The sequence below is a fragment of the Novosphingobium sp. BL-S-33 genome, from assembly GCF_056857025.1.
Genome location: NZ_CM166474.1, coordinates 2,478,492 through 2,503,646 on the forward strand (window position 1 = coordinate 2,478,492; position 25,155 = coordinate 2,503,646).

The following is a 25,155-nucleotide window of genomic DNA, read 5'->3' on the forward strand; positions in this document are numbered from 1 at the left end:
CGGAGCGGGGAGGCAGCAGGAAGGAAGTGTTTGATGGCCAGTATCGAAAAGCTCCCCATGCTCGCTGAAGGGTATGAGAAGCTTACCGCCGAGATCAAGGCGCTGCGTGAAGAGCGCCCCCGGATCGTCGATGCGATCGAGGAAGCGCGCGCGCACGGCGATCTCTCGGAAAATGCCGAGTATCACGCCGCCAAGGAGCGTCAGGGCCAGGTCGAAGCCACGATTGCCGACCTCGAAGACAAGATCACGCGCGCCCAGATCGTCGATCCGGCCACGCTGACCAGCGACAAGATCATCTTCGGCGCCACGGTCACGTTGCTCGATGAGGACGACAAGCCGGTGAAGTACCAGATCGTCGGTCCTTACGAGGCGGATGCCCGTGTTGGCCGCATCAGCTACAACTCGCCGCTGGGCAAGGCGCTGATCGGTCGCCGGGTCGAGGAAGAGGTTGAAGTGACCGTGCCTTCGGGCGACAAGTTCTACCTGGTGCAGAAGATCGAGTTCATCTGAACCGGACTTCGCCGGACGAGAGCAAAAGAAAAGGCCGGCGAAAGCCGGCCTTTTTCGTATCCGCTGCCGTTCGGTAGCGGAAAGCCCGTTCAGGCTTCCGGCTGGTCCGGCTGGAGCAGGCGGTGAAGATGGACGATCACGTACTTCATTTCCGCGTCGTCGACCGTACGGTGGGCAGCCGAACGCCAGGCGTCTTCGGCCGAGGCGTAATCGGGATAGACGCCGACCAGGTCCATTTCTTCGAGATTTGCGTATTCAAGGCTGCGCGGATCTTTGACCCGGCCACCCATCACGAGGTGAAGTTTCTGCATGGGGAGGGACCGCTTTCCTGTGGGAGAGAGATGAGGTCCCCATAAGTCTTGGCGGTCTGCAGGGCAAGAGCCGATCGCATGCGCGATACGGCCCTTTGCGCTCCTGCAAATCAATAGCAATATTAATTCAGTGAGTCATGCGCTGCGCGAAATCCTGCATGCGTTCCATGAAACGATGCGACTTCTCGCTGGCGCTCTCCGCCGCGTCGTGGCCAAGCTTGCTGACCTTTTGTGCGGCAGGGCCGCCGACTTTTTCCGCGCGCTCCGCCGTAGCGCGGCCCAGTGCGCTGGCTGCTGCAAGAGCGGCAAGTCCGTAACGCTCAAGCCGTTCAGCTGCATTGCCGCCGACTTTTTCGGCACGGTCGGCGATCTGTCCGGCCTCACGCTTGGCGCCGATGCCAAGGCTTTGCGCCTTGCTGGAGGCATTGCGGCCCAGAAGCAGCGCCGCGCCGCCCGCCGCTTCGGCGAGTTCCAGCGTGCGCGACATAGCCTTGTCGGTCACCCGGCGTGGCAGCAGGGCACTGACGACCGCCCCGGCAGCCAGCCCGCCTGCGATGACCAGCACCGGGTGTTTCTTCACGAAAGCGATGACCTTTCGCGACGGACTGTCGGCATCGGTCGCCGGCCGGATCGGCACGACGGCTCCGAAGTTGACGTCGGTTGCGGACTGGGCGGGCGTTTTCTGTTCAACGTCGCTCACGTCAGGCTCCTTTTTCGCTTTCATGTTCATCCGATCCGCGGTTCGACAGGGCACCGAATATGTCGGTGATCCAGGCGATGATCGGGTTTCGCAAAATCCAAAGCACCAGCGCGGTGAAAGTTCCGCCCACCACGGCGGGGTGTGTCTCCACCACGGCGACAGCCTCGTCGAGAACGTCGAGCGCCTTGTCGATCGCTTCGTCGGCAAGGCGTCCGGCAATCCCGCGTTCTTCCATGTCGGCCTTGAGTGCGGCGTAATGGGCATCGAACGTGGCCTTTGCCTCGTCGCGTACGGCGCGGTGTTCGGCCAGGCGGGCGGCGAGCGATGCCATTAGTCAGTACCTCCGTTCGACAGCACGGACCGCACCCGTTTGACCCGCCCGCGCGCGCTCAACCCGAGGATTGCGGCGATCACAAGCAAGGCCAGCGTCGCCACCGCCGTCGCCAGCCAGGGCCCAAGGACCGAGGCCAGCGAAAGCACCAGCCCGAACACCAGCGCCATCAGTGCGAAGAACACGACAACCGCCGCCAGCACGCCAAGCAGCGCGATCGTGCGGGCTTCCGCACCGACGTAGGCGGCCCGGGTTTTCTGGAAAGCCAGTTCCGCCTGCGCCAGCGTGCGCGCTTCCTCGGCCAGAAGCTTGAGGTCCTGGGCGAGCGAAATGTCCTCTATATCGCTGTCATAGCGAAGGGACGTGTCAGGATCGAGCATTGCTGCAGATCGCGCCGGGGGCCGGATCAGCTACTCTTCTTGAACAGTCGGCCGAACAGGAAGCCGGCCGCCACTGCGACGCCGATTGCCATGCCCGGGCTCTTGCGCACGAATTCGCGCGCATCCTCACCCAGTTCGTCCAGCGTCTTCTCGTCAAGCCGGGCTGCGGCATCTGCCACGGACTTGGAGGCCGTACGGGCATAGTCACCGTACTTGGGGCCGGCCTTCTCGTCGATCACGCTCACATTGTCGTCGATCAGCTTGGAAAGGCCCACCATCGCCTGGCTGGTCTTGGCCTTGCTCTGGTTGGCAAGGTCGGTCGCCTTCACCTTGGCGTCGTCCGCAAAGGCACTGGCCTTGGTCTTGGCGTCTTCCGAGCGGCTCTTGGCCTCGTTCGACCATTCGCCCTTGGCCTGGTTCAGTTTGCCAAGATAACCTTCCGCCACGGTCTGCGCTTCCTTGCCGAGGGCCAGAGCGCCCGCGCGGGCTTCTTCAACGGCTTTGCTGAAGTGGCTCTTGGCGTTTTCGGTTCCGTTTCCCGTGCCGCTGGTGGGTTCGGCCATGGCGTTGTCCTCCTTGTTTCGGGGTAACCCCGGTCTTTCGCCTATATGCGATGTGCCGACAGAGTAACACAACTTGTCCGCGCTGCTGCAACGCAACTTGTAACCTCAAGTTCCCCTGCTAAGACGCCCTCGAGAGCGCCAGGGCCTCTTCCAGTGGCGCCGTTCAGGAGGAAATCCCAGAATGACCGCGATCATCGATATCCACGGCCGCCAGATTCTCGACAGCCGCGGCAACCCGACCGTCGAAGTCGACGTGCTCCTCGAAGACGGCAGCTTTGGCCGCGCTGCGGTCCCCTCGGGTGCATCGACCGGCGCGCACGAGGCGGTCGAACTGCGCGATGGTGACAAGAACGTTTATCTTGGCAAGGGCGTGCTCAAGGCGGTTGATTCGGTAAACACCGAAATCGCCGAAGAACTCGTGGGCATGGACGCCGAAGAGCAGCGCGAGCTTGACCTTGCGATGATCGAACTCGACGGTACCGAGAACAAGGGCCGCCTTGGCGCCAACGCCATCCTCGGCGTCAGCCTCGCCGTGGCGAAGGCGGCTGCCAACGCGCGCGGCCTGCCGCTCTATTCCTACGTCGGCGGCGTTTCCGCCCATGTGCTGCCGGTGCCTATGATGAACATCATCAATGGCGGCGAGCATGCCGACAACCCGATCGACTTCCAGGAATTCATGGTCATGCCGGTCGGCGCCGGTTCGATCGCCGAAGCCGTGCGCTGGGGTTCGGAAATCTTCCACACGCTGAAGAAGGGCCTGCACGAGAAGGGCCTGGCTACCGCAGTGGGTGACGAAGGCGGTTTTGCGCCGAACCTTGCCAGCACCCGCGATGCGCTGGACTTCATCATGGCCTCGATCGAGAAGGCAGGCTTCAAGCCGGGCGTGGACGTCCAGCTTGCGCTCGACTGCGCCGCGACCGAGTTCTTCAAGAACGGCAAGTACGAGATCAGCGGTGAAGGCCTTTCGCTCAGCCCGATCCAGTTCGCGGATTACCTTGTCGACCTGTGCGAAGCCTACCCGATCATCTCGGTTGAAGACGGCATGGGCGAAGACGACTTCGAAGGCTGGAAGGCACTGACCGACAAGATCGGCCACAAGGTCCAGTTGGTTGGCGACGATCTCTTCGTGACCAACCCCAAGCGTCTCGTCATGGGCATCGAGAAGGGCATGGCCAACTCGCTGCTGGTGAAGGTCAACCAGATCGGCACGCTGACCGAGACGCTGGAAGCCGTCTCGATCGCCAACCGCGCCGGCTACACCGCCGTCATGTCGCACCGTTCGGGCGAAACCGAGGACGCGACCATCGCCGACCTCGCCGTTGCCACCAACTGCGGCCAGATCAAGACCGGTTCGCTCGCCCGCTCGGACCGGCTTGCCAAGTACAACCAGCTGATCCGTATCGAGGAAGAGCTGGGCAAGGCCGCAAAGTTCGCCGGCGCTTCGGCGTTCGGCCGTCTCGCGCGCTGATCGGACTTTCCGTTTAAAGGAAGGCCCGGTTCCCATGGGGAGCCGGGCCTTTTCTTTGACTTTGTAACCGGGTGATCGGCCTGGGTCAGTAGAGCGACCACCCGGTCGCCTCCATCGGTTCCGTGCCCGGATCCCCACCCCCAGGGGCGAAACGGGTTGGCTACCGGGCGCATTGCCGAGAACTCCGTACGAGTGTCATCGAGCAACACGACGGAACGCGATGGGCGAAATATTCGAGCATCGCGGCATAGCCCCGCGCGCTCAATTTGACGTAGACGCGCCGGGCATCCCCCGGATCCGCCTCGCGCACGAGCAGACCCTGCTTTTCGAGAATGGTGATCCAGCGCAGTGCCGTGGTCGAGGGAACCGCCGAGCCGATGCGGGCACTCGTCACCGAGACGCGGCGGCGTTCCTTGGCGGCAATGAACAGATCGAGCAGGATGTCCCAGGCCGGTTCGCCGAAAAGCTCCTCCGATCCGAATATCTTGGTCCGCCTGCGGCGATCGTCATAAGTCTGGCGGGCCAGTTCAACCCAGATGGGGTGGTCCTGGCTGGCGCCCTTGCCGCCGTCGCGCTCGGTCCCGATCACGGCGTCGGTAGCGATAGTCTGTCCGATTTCGAGTTCCCGCGCCATGGCGAGAAGTTCGTTGGCGATACCGATAAGGCGTATGGCCTTGGCTCGGTTGCGCATAACTTGATCGGTCTTCTCCATAAGCCAGAGCCCACCAAACGCCTGGCTGCAATGGTTCCGTGCCGATCGGGGGTACCGAACACGATACTATTCGCAGCAATTACTCCCGCAGATCATGAATTTTGGCCTTGCTTGTCGATCCGATTAGCTTCCTGACTGAGTTCGACAGGAAGGTTCGGGCGCGGCAAAATCGCAATTCATTTTCCGAACGGGGTTGTGGCATGCGGAAGACAGGCCGTCTTGTTCAGCTTATTCCGAATTGGAGTCTTCTTGCTCCGCGTTGGAGGGCACGCGCAGGGCGTCGATCGCCGCCTGGAGATGCGCCGCCGCGACGAAGGCGCCGAACTCCTCAAGATCCGGCAATTTCGCCATGAGGGCTTCGATCAACGCGGCACGCTTTCGTTCGGTGTTCACTGGCATATACTCCGTCGGTCGCGGCTGGTGGCGCGACAGGGCCCGATATCCCTGGGCCGGGGGCTGCGACCCGCCTCTGCGTCGAGGTGTCGAGGTGTCGAGGTTTGAAGTTAGCTCCGAATAGGATCGGTAACGGATATTTCTGTTATGATCGCTACATCATTTCGGAGATTTGGGAACTCGTCATTCGGCTATGTCCAAGTTGGGTACAGGACATACGGGATTGACTAACCGATCAAATCTGACCTTGCAGTGAACTGATTGTGTAAATTCAGTAATGTATCTGATGAATATAGGTAGATATACGCGGTCTAACTGTGCGTATTAAGGGCATTGAAACACTCATCAGAAAGGATGAGGCGCGCCGCGCCGACAAGTTCGTGGACCTGTTCGGGACTGGTGGCGCTGGCGATCGGCGCTGCAATGGTCGGCTGCGCATTCAGCCATACGAGCGCGACTTGTGCGGGGCTGGCGCCGGAATCGGCCGCAATCGCACGCAGATCGTCGAGAATGGCCCATCCGCCATGGGCTGCTGCGGCATCGAGAGAATGGGCGCGCGTGGTGCCTTCCCACTCGCCGGCGCTGGCGTATTTTCCGGTGAGGAAGCCCGCCGCAAGGCCGTAATAGGGCAGGGCCGCGATCCCGCGCTTCTGGCAGAGCGCCATGAGCGGACCTTCAAATTCATCCCGGGCCACAAGGTTGTAGAGCGGCTGGAGCACGGTGAAGTGTTGGACGCCCAGTGCGTCGGCGGCATCGATCACGGCGGCGAGCCGCTCGGCCGTATAGTTGGAAGCGCCCAGTTCGCGGGCCCGGCCGGAGTGGAACAGGTCTCCATAGACGCCCGCGACTTCATCGAGCGGAGTCGTGCCGTCGTCGCGGTGGGCGTAGAAGAGGTCCACGTAATCGGTGCGCAGGCGTTCAAGCGAGCCGTCGAACGCCGCGCGCACCTTTTCGGGTATCAGCGAGCCGGGCGCGCCGCCCTGACCGGTCTTGGTGGCGATGCGCATTTCACTGCGCACGCCGCGCGCCTGTAGCCACTCGCCGATGATCGCTTCCGATTCGCCGCCCTTGTGGCCGGGAACCCAGTTGGAATAGCCCTCGGCGGTGTCGATCATGCGGCCGCCCGCCTCGTAAAAGGCGTCGAGCACCGCAAAGCTGCGGTCCCGGTCGATAGTCCATCCGAAGACGTTCCCGCCCAGAACGAGGGGGATGCCGTCGATGTACGCGTGCGCGACCGGAACCGTATCAGCCATTCAACTCTCCGTCAGGCGAAACGCTCCTTGAGGTCGTAGAGCGCAATCGCGGCCTTGGCGGCTTCACCGCCCTTGTCCTTTTGTGCGGGATCGGCGCGGACGAGCGCCTGTTCCTCGTTCTCCACGGTAAGGATGCCGTTGCCGATGGCAATACCGTCCATCGTCAGCGCCATGATGCCGCGTGCCGATTCCCCGGCGACGATTTCGAAGTGGTAGGTCTCACCGCGAATGACCACGCCGATGGCGACGTAGCCATCGTAATCGCCGGTGGCATCGGCCAGCGAGATGGCGGCCGGGATTTCCAGCGCGCCGGGCACCGTGATGACTTCGGCCTTGTGGCCGGCGACCTTCAGCGCTGCCTTGGCGCCGGCGATCAACTGGTCGTTGAGATGGTCGTAGAAGCGGGCTTCGACGATGAGGAAACGGGCCATGTCAGTTCGCTCCTTCGGGGGCGCAGGGAATGGGGCGTTCGTCGACGATGTTCAGGCCATAGCCTTCCAATGCGACAAGCGAATGATGGGTGTTGGTGAGCAGAATCATGTCGTGGATGCCAAGCTCCGCGAGAATCTGCGCGCCCACGCCATAGTCGCGAAGTTCTTCGATGTCAGGCATTTCGCCGGCACGGATCTGCTGCTTGATGTCCATGACCTTCGACATCGAACTGCCGATCTGGCGATTGATCACGACGATCACGCCGGTCCCTTCCTCGCCGATCATTTCCATCGCGCGGTGCAACAGGTTGCCGCGCTCGGTCGATTCCTCGCCGAACACGTCGGTGAACATCGAGAGCGTGTGCATGCGCACCAGCGTCGGCTTGGCGGGATCGACGCGGCCCTTGATGAGGGCCATGGTCTCATCGCCAGTGGCCTTGTTGTAATAGCTGCGGGCGAGCCACTGGCCGCCGTGGTGGCTCTGGAACGTGATCTCGTTCTTCTTTTCGACCATGCGATCGTGCTTGCGGCGATAGGCGATGAGATCGCGGATCGTGCCGATCTTCAGGTCGTGAATGCGCGCGAAGCCGATCAGGTCGTCCATGCGGGCCATGGTGCCGTCGTCCTTCATGATCTCGCAGATCACGCCGGAGGGATTGAGGCCGGCAAGGCGCGAAATGTCGACAGCGGCTTCGGTATGGCCGGCGCGGACCAGCACGCCGCCATCGCGGGCGCGCAGCGGGAAGACGTGGCCAGGGGTGACGATGTCGGCCTTGCTCTTGGTGCCGTCGATGGCGACCGAGATGGTGCGGGCGCGGTCGCCGGCGGAGATTCCGGTGGTCACGCCTTCGCGCGCCTCGATCGAAACGGTGAAAGCGGTTTCGTGGCGGGTGCCGTTGTGGCGGCTCATCAGGTCGAGGCCGAGTTCGTCGACGCGCTGGCTGGTGAGCGTCAGGCAGATCAACCCACGGCCGTGGGTAGCCATGAAGTTGATTGCCGCCGGGGTCGCCATCTGGGCCGGGATCACGAGGTCGCCCTCGTTCTCGCGGTCCTCGTCATCGACCAGGATGAACATGCGACCGTTGCGCGCCTCGTCGATGATCTCTTCAATGGGGACGAGCATCTGGCGGTCGTCGTTAGAGAACAGCACGCGTTCCAGCTTGGTCAGCGTTTCGGCGGTGGGGTTCCAGTCGGGCTCGGTGCAGTCGCGAAGCGTATTGGCGTGGAGCCCTGCCGCGCGGGCGAGGCCCGACTTGCTCATGCCGCCTTCGGCGACGAGCTTGCGCACCTGTTCGATCACATTGCCTGCCATGAGTCTATCCATTTTCACATCGTGGTGTGATCGCGATATGAACTCATCACATCGAAATTCAAGTCCCCTTGAACTCGGGCCGTCGTTTTTCGAGGAAAGCATCGACCGCCTCGGCGTGATCGTGGGTGGCGTGGGCGGCAGACTGCATGGCGGCGGCCATTTCCAGCAGGGTGGCCAGATCGCTGCGGCGGCCTTCCCAAAGCAGGCGCTTGGTCATGCGCACGGCGTGCGGCGGGTTGGCGGCAATGCGGCGGGCGAGGGCGCGGGCTTCGTCCATCAACTGATGATCGGGCACGACCTTGGACACGAGCCCGCAGGCCAGTGCCTCTGCCGCGTCGATCATGTCGCCGGTGAGCGCCATTTCAGCGGCCTTCGACCAGCCGACCACGCGGGGCAGCAGCCATGAGCCACCATCGCCCGCAATCAGGCCGATCTTCACGAAGCTTTCGGCAAAGCGCGCACTTTCACCGGCTATGCGGAGATCGCACATGCAAGTGAGGTCGCAGCCCGCGCCTGCCGCTGCGCCATTGACGGCGGCGATCACCGGCACTTCAAGCGCGGCGAAAGCGAGAGGCAAGCGCTGGATGCCACGCTTGTAATTGAGGCGGGTGCGGATCGGCTCGCCGCCGTTGACGTTGCCACCCGGCTTCATCTCGTTGATGTTGCCGCCCGAGGAAAAGCCCTTGCCGGCGCCGGTGAGAATGGCAACGCGTGCGGCGGGATCGCTGTCCAGCCGCTCCAGCGCGCCAAGTAGGCCCTCGATCACTTCGGGATCGGAGATCGGATTGCGCAGTTCCGGCCGGTTGAGCGTGATCGTGACGATGCCTTCGGCGTCGATCTCGTAAAGTACGGCGTCGGTCATGCTGTTGGTCCTGCTCCTCGTTGTTGCGTCCGCCTTAGCAGGTTGACGCATAGGTAAAAGGGCCCGGACGGCATGCCGTCCGGGCCCCTTCCAATTTTTTACATGATGTAAGACGTCAAGCGGGCTGCTTGCTCATCATCTTGGTGATGTCCACCTGACCAGTGGCAAGGCCGCCCATGAAGCCGCCGTCCACTGGCATGACGATGCCGTTGACCACGCCTGCAAGGTCGCTGCAAATCAGCACCAGCGGACCGGCCTGTTCGGCGGGGGTGGTGTAGCGGCCGAGCGGCTCGGCAGCGGCATCGACCACCGCCTTGCCCGAGGTGGCGTGGAAGGTCGCCATCATCGGCGTCTGGGTCGGTGAGGGCAGCGAGCAGTTGATGCGGATGCCCTTCTTGATGAGCTGCGCGCCCATGAACTGGGTCCAGACGATCACCGCTTCCTTCGAGAAAGCATAGCCCTCGGCCACTTGGTCAAGGTTGGCTTCGCACCAGGCGAGGCCGGCCTCGAAGCCCTTGGTGGCGAGAAGCTGCATGTGCACCGGAATGCGGCGGCTCCAGCCGAGGCCGCCGGTCGAGGCGATGGAGACGATCGCGGCGCCTTCGCTCATCAGCGGCACGACCTGCTCGGTAAGGTGACGGGTGCCGAGGAAGTTGACCTTCATCACATCGAGCGGCGGGAAGCCGCCGCCACCGGCGAGGCCCGCGCAGTTGAACAGCGCGTCGACCTTGCCGCCGACTTTGGCGACAGCTGCTTCGATGGAGGCCGGATCGCGCAGGTCGATCTGGGTGAACGATGCCATCGGCACCGCGCTTTCCTTGAAGTCGAAACCGTGAACTTCCGCGCCGAGTTCGACGAGCAGCTTCGCCGTCGCTTCGCCCATGCCCGAGAAGCATCCGCTGACGATTACGCGCTTGCCCTTATAGCCGAGAATATCGGTCATCCCGCTTGTCCTTCCTCTCACGGGCGCGGGCAAACGCCGGCCCCAATGTCTTGTCGGCAAGTAGCTAGTCGCAGTGGGGCGGGGGCTTCAACCTTGCGCCGGGCTGATCGCCGTCGCGATGGTGCCGTGCGGGTCGCAAACGGGGCTTTGTGCTGCTACCCGAGAGCAGGCGAAAGGCGGGAGGTCGGAATGGACGAACAGGCGGTGTTGGCGGAGGCAGGTCCAGTGCCGATGGTCTATCGCGAGCCCCGTTGCGCCGGGCTGATCGCACTCGTTTCTGAGAGCTTTGAGCGGCTTTTGGGCAAGCCGCTCGTCGCGATTGGAGGCGATCCGGTCGAGGCGCTCTGGCAGGCACCTTTCGCCGTCGTGGCGCATGGGACTGAGCCCGATCCGCTGTTCTATTTCGGCAATGCCGCTGCGCTCGCCGCTTTCGAATGCGACGCTGCCCAATTTGTCGGGATGCCGTCGAGACTTTCCGCCGAAGCCCCTTTGCGGGAAGAGCGTCAGCGGCTGCTCGAACGCGTGACCACGCAGGGCTTCATCGACGACTACGCCGGTGTGCGGATCAGTGCGAAGGGCCGGCGGTTTCGCATCGGTCCAGCGGTGGTCTGGAATCTCATGGACGGTGCGGGCCTGTGCCACGGGCAGGCGGCGACGTTCGCGCCATGAGTAAAGCCGCCCCCCAAATGGTCGAGGCCCTGATGGCGGAAATTCGTGGCGCGCTGTCTGCGTTCCGGCACCGGCCGGTGGTCATCGGCATCTGCGGTGCGCAAGGATCGGGCAAATCCACACTGGCGGAAGCGGTTCGGCGGCAATGCGGCGCCGAAGGATTGGCGAGTGCAGTGCTTTCGCTCGACGATCTCTACCTCACGCATGCCGAGCGTCAGGCCCTCTCGCGTGAGGTTCATCCACTGCTGGCGACGCGCGGAGTTCCGGGTACACACGATATCGCGCTCGGGCTCGACGTTCTCGATGCGCTGGAAAGCGGCGGTCCGGCAGCGCTGCCGCGTTTCGACAAGGCGCGGGACGACCGCGTGCCGGAGCGCGATTGGCCCATCGTCGGTCCCGGCTGCGAGGTCCTGTTGCTGGAGGGCTGGTGCGTGGGCGCCTTTCCGCAGCGGACGAGTGAACTGGCGGAACCGGTCAATGCGCTGGAAGCGGAAGAGGACCCGGACGGCCGCTGGCGCCGCTGGGTCAACGATATGCTGGGCGATTCGTATCAGCGGCTCTTTGCAAGGATGGACCGTCTGGTGCTGCTTGCCGCGCCCGGTTTCGAGGTGGTGCACAGCTGGCGCGCCGAGCAGGAACGCGATCTGGCCGGACACCCTGCGCGGGGCAGCAAGGTCATGGCCGAAGCCGAAATCGCGCGTTTCATTGCCCATTACGAGCGGATCACTCGCATGATCCTGGCCGAGATGCCCGCCCGCGCCGACCTTGTGATCCGGCTGGATGAGGCGCGGCGCCCGGTCGAAATCCTGCGGCGCTAACCGGCCTCGCGCCGCACTTTGTCGGCGCGGCGGTTGCGCTTGCGTTGCAGGTCGTCGAGCGAGGGCACGTGGTCATCGACGACATCCGCCAGTACCGCGCCGCGCTCGCCGGGAGGGCGGGCTGGACCGCGGGTCGTGTCGCATACGGTCTGCCGCTCGATCTCGGCATTGAGCAGCGCGCCTAGCAGCACGCCATAGGCCGAGAGGAACAGCCACATCAGGAACACGACAATGGCTGAAAGCGAGCCGTACGTGGCGTTATAGTCGCTGATATAGGCGACATAGAGCGAGAACCCGAACGACACTGCCATCCACAACAGCGTCGCCAGCAAGGCGCCAGGGCTCAGCCAGCGCCACTTCGCCGGGCGCCGATCCGGGCCGTAACGCATGATAAGCGCGAAGCCGAGGCTGCCGAGCAGGATTGCTGCCGTCCAGTTCAGCCAACTGAACAGGGTTTGCGTCGCGTCGCCCAGAAAGGCGCTCGCCTGCGTTTGCAGCCATGCGAACACGCCGCCGGAAAGGATCCCGGTCAACGCGATCAGCACGGCCGAAAGCGTGAGCCCTCCGGCGCGGAAAGTGAGGGCGATGATACCGCGCGTTTCGCGCTCTTCGTTGATCACGTTGAGTGCGCTGATCATCCCGCTGGCCGCGCGCATACCGCCGTAGACCGCAAAGAACAGCGCGATCACCAGCGCAAAGCCGGTCACGCCCCGGCTGGTGGTAACGATCTGGATCAGTTGTTCTTCCAGCATGTGAGCCACTTCGGGCGGCACGATTTCGACGATGCTCTGCATCTGCTTGCGCACCGTATCGACGTCTCCGATGAGGCCGTAAGTCATCACGGTCGCCGCGATCAGCGGGGTGAGCGCGAGGAAGCAATAGAACGCGAGCCCGGCCGCCAGCAGGCCGAGTTCGTGAAAACCGCTCATGACCCAGACGCGCCGGATGACGCGCCACCAAGCCCTTCCGGAAAGCGCCCAGGGTGCGTTGGCATCGGAACCGGGGTGTGACATGGGCTCACCGACCGGATTGGTGCCGGAAATTGTCTCTATCTGGCCACGGTCCGATGATCCGTCGTGGGTATCCATCACGTACCCCCTTGCAGGTGGGAACTTTCGCTGTTGCAATGCGATACGGTAAAGCACGAGAGGGGCTCTTGCCCAGACTCGACAAGGTTTGGCTTCGTCAGGTCAAACTCCACAGGGCCGGACTCTACAGGGGGTATTCCATCGCGTTCCATATACCCAGGCCAAGCGATCACGCCGCCGCCGGTTCCCGGCTAAGGTGTGAAAGCGTCGGATTGGTTACGCTGGCACTGATGCTGGCGGCCTCCGGCGTGCCTGCTTATGCGCAGGATGCAGACCCTTCGGCGAGCCCGCCGACCGGCTCCGCGCCGCAGAATACCGCGGCTCAGGCCGGCGCTCAGAACGCTGGAAATCGGCCCGCGCGGGCGGACGATTCGCTGCAAGCGGGCAAGCTGGACGTGCCCGCGCCTCCGGCCGATGTGACCCTGCCCGAGGTGAAGCCGGTCATCCCCGATGACGAGTTCAACAAGTCGATCCCCAAACTCGATGCCACCGATGACCCCGAACTCGACAAGCCGCTCGATTCGATCGAGGAGTTCGAAAAGCGACTGACCGCCCAGCAGGCCCAGCAAGCGAATCAGCCAGCCGGGGAGCAGGCGAATCAGACCGCCGCGGGCGGCGCGAGCACGGCGACGGTCACTGCGACTGCTCCAGCACCATCTTCAACCGAAGCCATCGGCGAAGCGCCCGTGCGCGATCCCGAATTGATGGCGCCGCTGCCGCCCATAGACCAGTTCGAAGTCACGCCCGTCCAGTTCGCCGAGAGCGAGCAGCAGTCGAAGGACAGCGAAATCGCCTATGCCATGCGGGTCGATGGACTGGACGCCGCCGATCAGGCGGCTGACATCGATCTCAGAGGCGAGTTCAGGTCACACTCGGCGCTGAAGAAGGGTGATGGCAAGGCGGCCAACGTCGCGATGCTGCGGTCTAGGCTCAACGACGACGCGGCACTGATGCAGACCGTCCTTGCAGCCGAAGGATGGTATTCGCCGGTCATCACCACCCGGATCGAGCGCGGACAAGGTGCCGAGCGGGGGGCTGCGTTCACCGCCGTTATCACTGTCGATCCCGGTAAGCGCTATGTCTTCTCCGATATCGTCGTGAAGGCGGATCCGACGATTCCTCCGAACCTCATTGCGGACAATTTCGCCCTCAAGGTCGGTGAACCGATCATCGCCCAGCGGGTTCAGGGAGCCGAAGCGCAAGTGGCGCTCGCGCTGCCCGAAAACGGCTATGCCTTCGCGCAACTGGGCGACCGCGACATCCTGCTCGATCAGGACACCGGCGACGGCGTCTACACTTTGCCGATCGACGTCGGCCCGCGTGGGCGGTTCGGCGGCTTCACCACTTCGGGCGACCTTGCCTTCGACGAGAAACACATTCGCGTGCTGGCACGCTTCAAGCCCGGCCAGCTTTACGACAGCCGCAAGGTGGACGACTTGCGCAAGGCGCTGGTGGCGACCAGCCTGTTTTCGACCGTCTCGGTTGAACCACGCAAGACCGGCGAATCGGCGGGCGATGACGGTACGGAATATGTCACGCTGCACGTCCAGCAGGATGCCGGTCCGCCGCGCACGATTGCGGGCACCATTGGTTATGCCACGGGTGAGGGCCTGAGCGCGCAGGCGATCTGGACCCACCGCAACATGTTCCCGCCCGAAGGCGCGGTGATCGTCAACGGCACCGCCGGTACCCGGCAGCAGGGCCTGAGCACGACCTTCCGCCGCTCCAATGCCGGCAAGCGCGATCGCACTTTGGAGGTCGTGGCAGAGGCATTCCACAACGATTACGACGCTTACAGCGCCTATACCGGCCGCATTGCCGTCCGCATGGCCCGCGATTCGACGCCGCTGTGGCAGAAGAAGTTCACGTATGCCTATGGCGCCGAAGCCCTGATTACCGGCGAAACCGACTACAACATCGCCACCGGCACACGTGACCGTAAGCTTTACTACGTCGTCGGCGTGAACGGTCAGGCCGGTTTCGACCATACCGATAGCCTGCTCGATCCTACCAAGGGCTTCCGGTTTACCGCGCTCGTTCAGCCCGAGGCTACGGTGAAGGGTGGTTTCAATCCCTATGTCCGGAGCCGGCTCGACGGTTCTGCCTATTATCCCGTGACCGACAGCCTCGTGCTGGCAGGGCGCTTCCGCCTCGGCTCGATCCAGGGCGCGCAACTGTTCGACATTGCGCCTTCGCGGCGGCTCTATGCCGGCGGCGGCGGTTCGGTGCGCGGTTACAGCTATCAGGCGCTTGGCGAGCAGGCGCCGGACGGCAAGGCCGTGGGCGGTCGCAGCCTGAACGAAGCCTCGGTCGAGGCGCGCTACCGCTTTGGAAACTTCGGCGTGGTGACCTTCGTCGACGCGGGTCAGGCCTATCGGGAAACGACGCCGCAGTTCAACAACTTGCGCTACGGTGTCGGTATCGGCGGCCGCTATTACACCAACTTTGGCCCGGTCCGCATCGATATTGCGACGCCGATCGACCGCCAGCCGGGCGAGTCTCGCTTCAATCTTTACGTTTCGATCGGGCAGGCCTTCTGATGGTCGAAGACGACGACACCCTGCCGCCCGAGAACGAAGACGAGATCGGCGGCGAGGAACTCGATCAGAGCCGCCCCGCGCGCCCGTCGCTCGGCCGCCGTCTGCGCATCCGCGCGCTCAAGACCATTGTCGGACTGTTTCTCGGTACCGTGGTGCTCGCTGCTGCCGTGATTTTCGGGATCGATACCGGTCCGGGCCACCGCTTCGTGGCCGAACAGATCGCCGGACTGCGCTTCGAAAACGGCATGCGCATCAAGGTCGGCCGCATCGAAGGTTCGCTCTACAGCCGGATGACGCTGCACGACCTTTCGGTGAGCGATCCACAGGGCGAATTCCTGTTCTCTCCCCAGATCGACGTCGACTGGCGGCCCTTCGCCTATCTGCGCCGACATGTCGATGTGCGCAGCGCCACGACCGAGCGGATGATCCTGCGCCGCACGCCCAAGTTTCTGCCGACGCCGCCCAGCAACGAGCCGCTGCTGCCCGATCTCGATATCGATGTCGGCCGCCTCAAGATCGGTCGTTTTATCGCCGAACCGCCGGTCGCCGGGGTACGGCGCATCCTCACCGTCGATGGCCGGGCGCATATCGCCGACGGGCGCGCGCAAGTCTTTGCCAAGGGCGGAACGATTGCCATCGAGGGCAAGCAAGGCGGCGACCGCTTCGACCTTGAGCTCGATGCAGTGCCAGCGAAAAACCGGCTGGCGCTCAAGGCCGATCTCGATGCCCCGACCGGCGGCGTGATCGCCGCGCTGGGCGGGTTCAAGCAGCCTTTGCGGTTCCGACTGGACGGCAAGGGCGACTGGAAGGCGTGGGACGGCCAGTTCGAAGCCGATCTTGCCGGCGGCGAGATGGCGCGGCTGGCGCTGACGGCCCGTAACGGCACTTTCGGAATCAAGGGGCCGACGCAGATCGCACGCCTCTTCACGGGGCCGACGGCAGGACTGCTGGGGCCGATCACCAATCTTGATCTCACGGCCGCGCTGGATCAGCGGCGGGCAAAGCTGTCCGGCCTCGTTTCCAGCGATGCCTTCACGCTGCGGCCGGATGGTGTGGTCGATTTGTCGAAGAACAGCTTTGACAACCTGCGGCTTCAGTTCGTGCTGCTCAAGCCTACGGTCATGGCCAAGAACCTCAGCGGATCGGGGCTGACAGCCTCGCTTGCGCTTGACGGGGCCTTCACCCGGCCGCGGGTTGCCTATCGCATCAACGCCGCGCGCCTGAAAATGAACGACATGGGCCTCGAAGGCCTGACCGCCGAGGGTGCGGCGCGTGTCAATGCCGACAGGATCATGATCCCGGTCGCGGCCCATGTTCAGCGCATCGTCGGGCTCGATACGGTGGCCGGCGGCACGCTCGCCAATGTCCGGCTCGACGGCGATCTGGCGATCCAGGGCACCCGGATCCTCTCCGACAACATGCGTATCCGCTCCGATCGCATCGATGCGAAGCTGATCCTTGCCGCCGATGTCGCTAAGGGCCTCTATACGGGCGCAATTGACGGCAGAATCGACAATTATCGCCTCGAAAGCGTCGGCATTTTCGACATCCGTACGAATATGGACCTCAAGAGCGAGCGGAGCGGATTCGCGCTTGAAGGCACGGTTCAGGCACGTTCCAGAAAGCTGCTGAATTCCAGCCTCGAAAACTTCCTCGGCGGTAATTTCGCGGCCTCGTCGCGGGTTCGCTATGGCTCCGACGGCATTGTGCATTTCTCGTCGCTGCGCCTGAACGCGCCTGACCTCAAGGTTGCCGATGGGCAGGGCAGTTGGTCACCCGACGGCCGGATCTCGCTCAATGCACGCGGGACATCGCAGCGCTACGGCGCGCTCGGTGTGCGGGTGGACGGCACGATCGCCAATCCCGACGCGCATGTCACGGCGGAGCATCCCGGCCTGGGCATCGGCCTTGCCAACCTTGATGCGCGTATCACCGGCGTCCATGGCGGCTACCGCTTCGACCTGACCAGCGACACCGACTATGGGCCGCTGAAGGCCGACGTGACCCTGCACATGGGCGCGCAACTGGCGATGCAGATCAACAGCGCCAATCTCGGGGGCGTCGATTTCGCGGGCCAGCTTACTCAGACGGCCGCCGGCCCCTTCGCGGGCGAATTGACGGCGCAGGGCAATGGCATCGGCGGCGCCTTGAGACTGGCGGCGGAGGGCAAGTATCAGGCGGTCGACTTCAACTTGCGCGCCAAGGACGCGGTATTCCCGGGCCCGGCCAATCTGTCGGTGGGCTCGGCTCTGATCGATGGCCGCGCGATCCTCTACGACAAGCCTACTGTGGTGGCCGACGCGCAGCTTGCGGGAACCAGGATCGGTGCATTCGATCTGGCTGCCGCGCGCGTGCTGGTAGATTATCGCGACGGTCGCGGACAGGCCAAGGCGCTGATCGAAGGTGTGAGCGGCGTACCGTTCCGCCTTGGCGTCAATGCCGATCTCGCGCCCGATCTGTGGCGCGTGGCTCTACAGGGACGCGTGCGCGGCCAATCGTTGCGCACGCTCAGCCCCGCGCGCATCGTGCCGGGCAAGGATGGCTATGAACTGCTGCCGACCACGCTCACGTTCGGTCGCGGCACTGCGCGCGTTGCCGGCCGTTATGGCGACGGCGGGATCAAACTGGAAAGCCGGCTGGAGACCTTCGACGTCGGTGCCGTCAACGCTTTCGTGCCGGGCTACGGCCTTGGCGGCAGCGCGAGCGGCAGCCTCGATTTCGAACAGACCAGCAGCAGCACTTTCCCCCGCGCCGATGCGCGCCTGACAGTTACCGATTTCACCCGCACCAGTTCCAATACGGTGAGCCAACCGGTCGACATCAACTTCCTCGGCAAGCTGGTGCCCGATGGCGGAGAGGCGCACGCGGTGATCCGCCGGCGTGGCAGCGTGATCGGGCGGCTGGCGGCAACGCTGCGCCCACTGCCGCCGGGCGAAGGGTCATGGATGTCACGTCTGTTGGAAGCGCCGCTGGGCGGCGGCATTCGCTACAACGGCCCGGCCGATACCTTGTTCTCCTTCATCGGGCAGGCGGGCCAGACGCTGAGCGGGCCGATCGGGCTTGCAGCCGACTTCTCGTGCAAGCTTTCCGACCCCTGCGTAAATGGCCTTATCAAGGGCCGGGACCTGACGTACGAATATCAGGCCTTCGGTACCAGACTGACCAACATGAACCTCGAAGGCCGTTTCACCGGCAACAGTTTCGAGCTTCAGTCACTCAGCGCCAATGCTGGCAACGGCACCGTGAGCGCCAGCGGCCGGATGAGCCTTTCGGCAGCAGAAGGCTATCCGATGGCCCTGACGGTCACGTTGGATCGGGCCCGGCTGGCGCGCAGCGCGTCACTGTCGGCAAGCGCCACGGGCACCCTCAACCTGACCAAGCATGCCGGCGAAAAGGCGTTGCTCTCGGGCGAACTGAGGCTGCCGGAAACCCGCTACGAGATCGTTCGCGAGGGGGCGGTGGAAATTCCGCGCCTAACGGGCGTCCGCTTCAAGCCGAAGTCCGGCCCAACGCGCGTCACCGGCGACGAACAAGCCGAGCAGATCGCATCCGCATTCTCGACCCTCCGTCTGGACCTGCACCTCCGCGCCTCGGACAAGCTCTACGTTTCGGGCATGGGGCTCGATTCCGAATGGAGCGCCGACTTCACGGTAGGCGGCACTACTGCAGCACCGACGATGACCGGCGATGTTACGCTGATCCGCGGCAACCTCGATTTCGCCGGGCGCTCGTTCAGCATTTCCGAGGGCAAGATCACGTTCAACGGCGGACGCACGATCGATCCCTCGGTGGCGATCACGGCAACCGAGTCGATCGAGGACGTCAACGTGACGGTTTCGGTCTCCGGACGCGCGTTCAATCCGCAGATCGAATTCAGCTCCGAGCCGAGCCTGCCTGAGGACGAGATTCTGTCGCGCATTCTGTTCGGCAGTTCGATCGCCAACCTTTCTGCGATCCAGGCGGTTCAGCTTGCCACGTCGCTCAATTCGCTGCGGGCGAGTGGCGGCGGGCTCAATCCGCTGGGCAAGCTGCGTTCGGCGACGGGGATCGACCGCCTGCGTATTCTCAGCCCGGACGAGGCGAGCGGGCGCGGCACAGCATTGGCAGCGGGCCAGTACATAACCGACGACATCTATGTCGAGCTGATCACTGACGCGCGCGGCTTTACCGCGACCCAGCTGGAAGTCAGCGTGACCCGGTGGTTGTCGGTGCTGAGCCAGGCTGGCGGTTCGGGCGTCAACTCGCTCAGCGTGAAGATCAAGAAGGACTACTGATGCGGCGGGCGATCCTCTGTGTCGTATCGCTGGCGGCGCTTGCCGGTTGTCACCGCGAGCCGACGTTCGACGAGCGCTACGCCGCGGCCCGCGCGAAGATCGATACGACGGCGCGGGAGATCGAGGCGCAGGCCTCGGGCTCGGCAGTACCGGCGGATGAGGATGACGTCGGGGCCGCGAAATAAGGGCTCAGGCGGTCCGTGAAGGCGCAGGCTTAGCGGGACGGGCCTTTAAGGACGTTTCCCCGAATCCGGCGCGTGGAGGCTGCGACAGGGGAAATTCCCGATCAGGAGCGCCGCTCTTCGTACGCTGAGCACACCTTCAGGCGCTTTCAACTCTCGCGGTGGCACGTGCACGCATGACGACATGCCGCAAAAAATCGCTCGGATGCCGATTCGAATGCAACGAAGGGAGCGGGGCCTGAACGGCACCCGGAATGCCTCGCAAACAAACCCGAAACGGGATGATGTTCTTTTTAGGGAGGCGGTGGTGGACGCACTTGGGCTCGAACCAAGGACCCGCTGATTAAGAGTCAGCTGCTCTACCAACTGAGCTATGCGTCCACACGCGTTGCCGCGTAAGGTACGGAAATGGTGGACGCACTTGGGCTCGAACCAAGGACCCGCTGATTAAGAGTCAGCTGCTCTACCAACTGAGCTATGCGTCCACACGTTTCCGCGTAAGGACAGGACTGGTGGACGCACTTGGGCTCGAACCAAGGACCCGCTGATTAAGAGTCAGCTGCTCTACCAACTGAGCTATGCGTCCACACTTTGCCCTGGCCGGGCTGCCGTTTCAGAGCCTTGCGGGCTCCTCCTCGGCGGCGGAGAGGCTCCTATAGCGGCAAAAATTTGGATGGGAAGGGGGTAGTTTCAGATTTTTTCAGGAAATGCTTTTTGGTCGGCTGCTCCAGCGGTTGATCGCCATGAGCGTGCCGATGCAGATCATATTGGTCATCATGGAGGTGCCGCCGTGGCTCATGAACGGCAGCGGGATTCCCACCACCGGTGCAAGGCCCATGACCATCATCAGGTTGATCGCGACGTAGAAGAAGATCGTCGCGGTCATGCCGGCGGCCAGCAGGCTGGAGAAGCGATCAGGCGCATTGCGGGCGACTCGCGTGCCCCAGGTCAGCACCACCGCGAAAACGAAGAGCACGAAATAGCCGCCGACCATGCCCCATTCCTCCGCCATGGTGGCGAAGACGAAGTCGGTATGCGGCTCGGGGAGGTATTGCAGGTGGCTCTGCGACCCGTTGCCGAATCCCTTGCCGAAAATGCCGCCGGATCCGATCGCGATCTTGGACTGGGTGATGTGATAGCCGGTGCCCAGCGGATCGCTTTCGGGATCCATGAAGGTCAGCACGCGGTTGCGCTGGTAGTCGTGCAGCAGGGTGAAGAACGCGATGGGGCCCGCGATCAGTCCGCTGAGGCCCGCGCCGACGAACCACCACATCGGCAGTCCCGCCAGGAACATCGTCACCGCGCCGCCAAAACAGATGGCGAGGGCGGTGCCAAGGTCGGGCTGGATCGCCACGAAAGCGACCGGCAGCACGATGAGCAGGCCCGCCGGGACGAGGCCGCGCCAGCTTGCCGTCATCGCATGCGGCAGGGTTTCGTAGAAGCGCGCCAGCACCAGCACGATGGCCGGTTTCATCAGTTCCGAAGGCTGGAGCGTCATGAAGCCAAGGTTGAGCCACCGCTGGCTACCGCCGCCGACAGCACCGATCGCCTCGACCAGCACCAGCAGGATGACGATGGCGCCGTAGAGCGGATAGGCGACCGTACGGAAGAAATCCCGGCTGAAGCGGGAGATCACGATGGCCATGCCCAGAAACACGATAAATCGCAGCACATGGCTGAGCGCGTAAGGCTGAAGGCTGCCGCCTGCGGCTGAATAGAGCACTGCCGCGCCCAGCGAAACCAGTCCCATCAGCGGCACCAGCATGCCCCAGGGCTGGCGGGCGATGGTGTCGGGGACGATGGTACGGCTCATTGCGGAGTTCCGGGAGTTTGCACGGTACCGGCGGCGGCAGAGGGAGAGGCGGCGGGCGCAGGCGCGGGGGCCGGCGCCGGATTGTCAGCCGCCACCGGTTCGGGAGCGGGCGACTGGGCGTCACGCACGATCGGCTGCTGTGCTTCCGCTGTTGATTCTGCCTGCTGGACAGCCAGGTTTTCCTGTTCCGGCGAAACCGCCGGGGCGCCCACGCCATATTCGTTGGCATACTTGCGGTAGCGTGCCTCAAGACGCTGCTGCGCCGTGCCGCCCCAGTCCTTCTCGAAGCCTTCGAGTACCTCCATGGCCTTCTGCTTGTCCCACAGGTAGGTCATGACGTCACGCGCGATGGGGTAGGCCGCGCCCGAACCACCACCATGTTCGATAGCCACGGCGATGGCATAACGCGGATTGTCGAAGGGGGCGAAGCAGATGAAGTGGCCGTGGTCGCGGTGCTTCCACTGGCCGCCCTTGCCGTTGCCGAAGTTGAGACCAACCACTTGCGCCGTACCGGTCTTGCCCGCCATCAGCACGCCGGGAATTGGAATACGTGCCTTGCCAGCCGTACCGCGTCCGTTGACCACTTCGTTCATCGCAGAGTGAATAAGGTCAAGATGCTCTTGCTTGACGCCGAGCGATTCGGGCGGCGCATCGTGCGCGCCATGGATCAGGCGGGGCATCAGCTTCTTGCCGCTGGCGATTCGCGAGACCTGCATCGCCTGCTGGAGCGGATTGACCAAGAAGTAGCCCTGACCGATCGTCGCGTTGACGGTGTCGAACACGGCCCAGGGCTTGCCGTACTTGCGTTCCTTCCAGGCCGGATCGGGCACGGTGCCGTAAGACTGGCCGCTGACCGGCAGCGGGAATTCCTGCCCGAGCCCAAGCCGGCGCGCCATCGCCGCGATCGGGTCCATGCCCATGCGCTGGGCGAAGTTGTAGAAGTAGACGTCGCAGCTCTGGTAGATGCCCTTCAGCATGTTGACCTGGCCGTGACCGTGGTGGTTCCAGCAGTGGAATACGCGGTTGCCCACGCGCAGGCCGCCGTTGCAGACGACCGATTCGTTCGGGTCGAGCCCGGCTTCGAGGAACGAGAGCGCCACCATCGGCTTTACCGTCGAACCCGGCGGATAGAGGCCGCGCAGCACCTTGTTGCGCAAGGGCACGTGGTCGTCGTCCGACAGCATCTTCCATTCGAGGCGGCCGATGCCGTCCGAGAAGCTGTTGGGGTCGTAGCTGGGCATCGAGGCCATCGCCAGGATGTCGCCATTGGTGCAGTCGATCACCACGACCGAGCCCGATTCGAGGCCGATGCGCCGGGAGGCATAGTCCTGCAGTCCGGCGTCGATCGTGAGCTTGATGGTCTTGCCGGGAACGTCCTCGCGCGTGTCGAGGTCGCGCACGATGCGGCCGGAGGCGGTCACTTCGACTCGGCGGGCGCCCGGTTTGCCGCGCAGATCCTTCTCGAAATACTTTTCGAGCCCGTCCTTGCCGACCTTGTAACCCGGGGTGATGAGGACCGGATCGCGGTCTTTCTCGTATTCCTCGGCCGAAGCGGGGCCGACATAGCCGACGAGGTGGCCGACCGAGGATCCGGTAGGATAATACCGCGAAAAGCCGCGCTGGGTGACGACGCCGGGCAGATCTGGCAGGCGCACGCTGACAGCGGCGAATCGCTCGAAATCGAGGCCGCTGGCAACTTCGACAGGCGCGAATCCGCGCGACTTGTCGATCTTGTCTTCCAGATCCTGCATCGCGATCGGCGTCAGGCTGAGCAATTGGCCCAGCGTCGCCAGCGTATGAGCGCTGTCCACCATGCGCTCGGGAATCACGTCGACGCGAAAGTCGGCCCGATTGGAGGCGAGGGGGGTGCCGAATCGGTCGAGAATCCAGCCACGGCGTGGCGGGATCAGCGAGAGGTTGACGCGGTTGCTCTCGGCTTCGAGCTTGTACTTCTCGTTCTGTCCGATCGCGAGGTAGGCCATGCGGCTTGCCAGCAGCACGCCGATGCCGCCCTGAATGCCGCCTACGACCAGGCTGCGCCGGTCGAAGCTGTTGCGCAGCGTACCGGCGCTGACGTGGCGCGGCTGAATGAGGCGCCGGAAGTTGATCTTCATCGCGAGACCAGGAACGGGGTCAGGCGGAAGCGGTCGGAAATGGCGACAAAGCGCCCAACAAGCGGATAAGCGAGCACGGCAATCACGATCTGCGGCACGATGACACGAATGGGGGAAGCCGCGCCGCCGAAATTGGCCAGAGCGAGGCAGAGCACGATATACGCGATGATCAGGCCATTTGCCATCAGCCACTCGATGACAAAATTGCGCCAGGGAAGACGGTTTTCGACAAGATCGAGGACGATCGACGAGGCCGACCAGAGCAAGACCGCGCAGCCGAAGGGCTGGCCGGAGAACAGGTCATCGAACAGACCCAGTGGCAGACCCGCCCAGATCGGCAGAAGTCCGGGGCGGAGCTGGTGCCAGGACAGGAAGATCAGGTAGCCGATCGGCGGCATCACCGGGGCGGACGCGATCATCAGCCAGGACGGGACCAGCGATCCCAGCAGGACCGTCAGCCACGGCACCGTGCGCGCCATCAGCGGCCAGGGCGCACGGTTGATGCTCCGCCGCGCGTGGTTACGGGCTGTCTTGAACGACATCAGCGCTTACCCAAGGGTTTGCCATCGGGGCTCACCGCAGGTGGCGGCGGCGGAGGCGGTGCCCATGCTCTTTCGACCATGACGTAGTCGGTGTCCGAGGGATTGCTGAGCACACGCGCCATGGCGCCGTCGCGCAGCAGGTCGGTGACGATCGCCATCGGCGTTCCCGGCCGGTACAGACCGCCCGAGCCCGAGGTTACGAGCACGTCACCCTTCTTGAGCGGATTGATGCCGAGGTTGATCAGGCGGATCCGTAGCGTACCGTCGGCTGCGCCTTGCGCGAAGGCGGGGACGCCGTCGGTCGCCCGGCGGACGGGGACAAGGCTCTCGCTGTCGGTAATCAGCAGCACGCGCGAGCTGGATGCACCCACTTCGAGCACACGCCCGACGAGCCCCATCGGCGAACGTACCGGCATGCCGGTGATCACGCCCTTGTCGCGGCCTGCGCCCAGCGTCGCATAGCGACGGGTGCTGGCGCCGGTCGAGGCGGTCAGGCGTGAGAATGCGACCGGAGTCGCATCACCGTCGCGAATGCCAAGCAGGGCTTTCAGGCGCTGGTTCTCGGCATTGATGGCCTGTGCCTGCACGAGGCGCACTTTGGCTTCGTCAAGCTCGCGGCGGATGCGCGCGTTCTCGCTGCCGGAATGCAGGAATCCGGAAATCTCGGCCACGGTGTTGCGGCCGAGTTCCCGCCCGCCGGCCGCAGCCTGGCTGGCCGGCTCGGTCGCATCGCTGGCAAAACCGCGCAGCGAGGAAAACATGTCGGGGTTGACCAGCGAGACCACCACGAGGCCGATGCCCACGACCGCGCCCAGCACGCCCGCAGAATAGCTCAGGAAAGTGGAATATTGCGCCCTGCGCGAATAGCTGGAGCGCCTGTTTGCGGGCGGCGCCATGCGCCATGCACTCCTGAACAATGGGCGGATGCACCGCCGTTAATGGCCTT

At 63.9% G+C, this 25,155-nt stretch carries 24 protein-coding genes and 3 tRNA genes; 7 read left to right on the forward strand and 20 right to left on the reverse strand.

The features are described 5' to 3' along the window. Window positions 1–33 precede the first annotated feature (33 nt). Window positions 34–510: a transcription elongation factor GreA gene (gene greA, locus AC1VVM_RS11610; protein ID WP_132385281.1), complete on the forward strand. Its 477-nt coding sequence runs from the start codon at window positions 34–36 to the stop codon at window positions 508–510. Between the two features lie 89 nt (window positions 511–599). Here the strand turns inward: greA and AC1VVM_RS11615 are convergent, their stop codons facing one another. The 5 genes from AC1VVM_RS11615 to AC1VVM_RS11635 form a co-directional block, all read right to left on the reverse strand. Next, window positions 600–821, reverse strand: a complete 222-nt coding sequence (locus AC1VVM_RS11615; RefSeq protein WP_132385282.1) for a DUF4170 domain-containing protein — start codon at window positions 819–821, stop codon at window positions 600–602. Window positions 822–948: 127 nt separating this feature from the next. Continuing rightward, entirely contained in the window at window positions 949–1,521 is a 573-nt protein-coding gene (locus AC1VVM_RS11620; protein WP_207904607.1) for a hypothetical protein, read from the reverse strand. Between the two features lies 1 nt (window position 1,522). Then, window positions 1,523–1,852 carry a hypothetical protein gene (locus tag AC1VVM_RS11625; protein ID WP_482904048.1) on the reverse strand — a complete coding sequence of 110 codons (330 nt, stop codon included), beginning with the start codon at window positions 1,850–1,852 and terminating at the stop codon, window positions 1,523–1,525. Further along, complete coding sequence (locus AC1VVM_RS11630; RefSeq protein WP_482904049.1) at window positions 1,852–2,232, reverse strand: phage holin family protein; 381 nt, start codon at window positions 2,230–2,232, stop codon at window positions 1,852–1,854. Before AC1VVM_RS11630 ends, AC1VVM_RS11625 begins: the two co-directional genes overlap by 1 nt. 26 nt (window positions 2,233–2,258) lie before the next feature. Then, the gene (locus AC1VVM_RS11635; RefSeq protein WP_132385285.1) at window positions 2,259–2,795 is read right to left on the reverse strand and encodes a hypothetical protein; all 537 of its coding nucleotides are present in this window, start codon (window positions 2,793–2,795) and stop codon (window positions 2,259–2,261) included. A 181-nt stretch (window positions 2,796–2,976) separates the two neighbouring features. On the opposite strand from AC1VVM_RS11635, the gene eno reads away from it, so the two are divergent. Next, window positions 2,977–4,263: a phosphopyruvate hydratase gene (eno, locus tag AC1VVM_RS11640; protein WP_132385286.1), complete on the forward strand. Its 1,287-nt coding sequence runs from the start codon at window positions 2,977–2,979 to the stop codon at window positions 4,261–4,263. A 160-nt stretch (window positions 4,264–4,423) separates the two neighbouring features. Here eno and AC1VVM_RS11645 read toward each other — a convergent pair whose 3' ends face one another. The 7 genes from AC1VVM_RS11645 to AC1VVM_RS11675 form a co-directional block, all read right to left on the reverse strand. Continuing rightward, window positions 4,424–4,954, reverse strand: coding sequence for a MarR family transcriptional regulator (locus tag AC1VVM_RS11645; RefSeq protein ID WP_482955080.1), 531 nt, complete (start codon window positions 4,952–4,954; stop codon window positions 4,424–4,426). Window positions 4,955–5,203: 249 nt separating this feature from the next. Next, entirely contained in the window at window positions 5,204–5,341 is a 138-nt protein-coding gene (locus tag AC1VVM_RS11650) for a hypothetical protein (protein ID WP_165912026.1), read from the reverse strand. 338 nt (window positions 5,342–5,679) lie between these two features. Next, complete coding sequence (locus AC1VVM_RS11655; RefSeq protein ID WP_482904051.1) at window positions 5,680–6,621, reverse strand: aldo/keto reductase; 942 nt, start codon at window positions 6,619–6,621, stop codon at window positions 5,680–5,682. Between the two features lie 11 nt (window positions 6,622–6,632). Continuing rightward, on the reverse strand, window positions 6,633–7,052 hold the full coding sequence (gene ribH, locus AC1VVM_RS11660; RefSeq protein WP_482904052.1) for a 6,7-dimethyl-8-ribityllumazine synthase: 420 nt from the start codon (window positions 7,050–7,052) through the stop codon (window positions 6,633–6,635). 1 nt (window position 7,053) lies between these two features. After that, window positions 7,054–8,364 carry a 3,4-dihydroxy-2-butanone-4-phosphate synthase gene (ribB, locus tag AC1VVM_RS11665; RefSeq protein WP_482905090.1) on the reverse strand — a complete coding sequence of 437 codons (1,311 nt, stop codon included), beginning with the start codon at window positions 8,362–8,364 and terminating at the stop codon, window positions 7,054–7,056. A 58-nt stretch (window positions 8,365–8,422) separates the two neighbouring features. Beyond that, entirely contained in the window at window positions 8,423–9,226 is an 804-nt protein-coding gene (locus AC1VVM_RS11670) for a crotonase/enoyl-CoA hydratase family protein (RefSeq protein WP_482904053.1), read from the reverse strand. 115 nt (window positions 9,227–9,341) lie between these two features. Then, window positions 9,342–10,169, reverse strand: a complete 828-nt coding sequence (locus AC1VVM_RS11675) for a coniferyl-alcohol dehydrogenase (RefSeq protein WP_132385292.1) — start codon at window positions 10,167–10,169, stop codon at window positions 9,342–9,344. A 189-nt stretch (window positions 10,170–10,358) separates the two neighbouring features. On the opposite strand from AC1VVM_RS11675, the gene AC1VVM_RS11680 reads away from it, so the two are divergent. Both AC1VVM_RS11680 and AC1VVM_RS11685 read left to right on the forward strand, forming a co-directional pair. Beyond that, window positions 10,359–10,838, forward strand: a complete 480-nt coding sequence (locus tag AC1VVM_RS11680; RefSeq protein WP_482904054.1) for an MEKHLA domain-containing protein — start codon at window positions 10,359–10,361, stop codon at window positions 10,836–10,838. Beyond that, window positions 10,835–11,656: a kinase gene (locus AC1VVM_RS11685; RefSeq protein ID WP_482904055.1), complete on the forward strand. Its 822-nt coding sequence runs from the start codon at window positions 10,835–10,837 to the stop codon at window positions 11,654–11,656. The genes AC1VVM_RS11680 and AC1VVM_RS11685 overlap by 4 nt, the downstream gene beginning before the upstream one ends. On the opposite strand, the gene AC1VVM_RS11690 is transcribed toward AC1VVM_RS11685, so the two are convergent. Then, a complete protein-coding gene (locus AC1VVM_RS11690) occupies window positions 11,653–12,744 on the reverse strand; it encodes a YihY/virulence factor BrkB family protein (protein ID WP_482904056.1) in 1,092 nt (363 codons plus the stop codon). The two genes, AC1VVM_RS11685 and AC1VVM_RS11690, sit on opposite strands and share 4 nt — an antisense overlap. Window positions 12,745–12,956: 212 nt before the next feature. On the opposite strand from AC1VVM_RS11690, the gene AC1VVM_RS11695 reads away from it, so the two are divergent. From AC1VVM_RS11695 to AC1VVM_RS11705, 3 genes are read left to right on the forward strand one after another with little or no spacing between them, the layout of a single operon-like run. Continuing rightward, the gene (locus AC1VVM_RS11695) at window positions 12,957–15,284 is read left to right on the forward strand and encodes an autotransporter assembly complex protein TamA (RefSeq protein ID WP_482904057.1); all 2,328 of its coding nucleotides are present in this window, start codon (window positions 12,957–12,959) and stop codon (window positions 15,282–15,284) included. Then, the gene (locus AC1VVM_RS11700) at window positions 15,284–19,558 is read left to right on the forward strand and encodes a translocation/assembly module TamB domain-containing protein (RefSeq protein ID WP_482955081.1); all 4,275 of its coding nucleotides are present in this window, start codon (window positions 15,284–15,286) and stop codon (window positions 19,556–19,558) included. Before AC1VVM_RS11695 ends, AC1VVM_RS11700 begins: the two co-directional genes overlap by 1 nt. Next, window positions 19,558–19,743, forward strand: coding sequence for a hypothetical protein (locus AC1VVM_RS11705; protein ID WP_482904059.1), 186 nt, complete (start codon window positions 19,558–19,560; stop codon window positions 19,741–19,743). The genes AC1VVM_RS11700 and AC1VVM_RS11705 overlap by 1 nt, the downstream gene beginning before the upstream one ends. A 302-nt stretch (window positions 19,744–20,045) precedes the next feature. On the opposite strand, the gene AC1VVM_RS11710 is transcribed toward AC1VVM_RS11705, so the two are convergent. From AC1VVM_RS11710 to AC1VVM_RS11740, 7 genes are all read right to left on the reverse strand, one after another. After that, window positions 20,046–20,121: transfer RNA gene (locus tag AC1VVM_RS11710), tRNA-Lys, on the reverse strand. Between the two features lie 28 nt (window positions 20,122–20,149). Further along, window positions 20,150–20,225, reverse strand: a tRNA-Lys gene (locus AC1VVM_RS11715). Window positions 20,226–20,250: 25 nt separating this feature from the next. Further along, window positions 20,251–20,326, reverse strand: a tRNA-Lys gene (locus AC1VVM_RS11720). 114 nt (window positions 20,327–20,440) lie between these two features. After that, window positions 20,441–21,553, reverse strand: coding sequence for a rod shape-determining protein RodA (gene rodA, locus AC1VVM_RS11725; RefSeq protein WP_132385295.1), 1,113 nt, complete (start codon window positions 21,551–21,553; stop codon window positions 20,441–20,443). Continuing rightward, window positions 21,550–23,667, reverse strand: coding sequence for a penicillin-binding protein 2 (gene mrdA / locus AC1VVM_RS11730; RefSeq protein WP_482955082.1), 2,118 nt, complete (start codon window positions 23,665–23,667; stop codon window positions 21,550–21,552). The genes rodA and mrdA overlap by 4 nt, the downstream gene beginning before the upstream one ends. Then, window positions 23,664–24,209 (reverse strand): rod shape-determining protein MreD, encoded by a 546-nt coding sequence (locus AC1VVM_RS11735; protein WP_243652360.1) that lies wholly within the window; start codon window positions 24,207–24,209, stop codon window positions 23,664–23,666. Before AC1VVM_RS11735 ends, mrdA begins: the two co-directional genes overlap by 4 nt. After that, window positions 24,209–25,105 (reverse strand): rod shape-determining protein MreC, encoded by an 897-nt coding sequence (locus AC1VVM_RS11740; protein WP_482904061.1) that lies wholly within the window; start codon window positions 25,103–25,105, stop codon window positions 24,209–24,211. Before AC1VVM_RS11740 ends, AC1VVM_RS11735 begins: the two co-directional genes overlap by 1 nt. Window positions 25,106–25,155 lie beyond the last annotated feature (50 nt).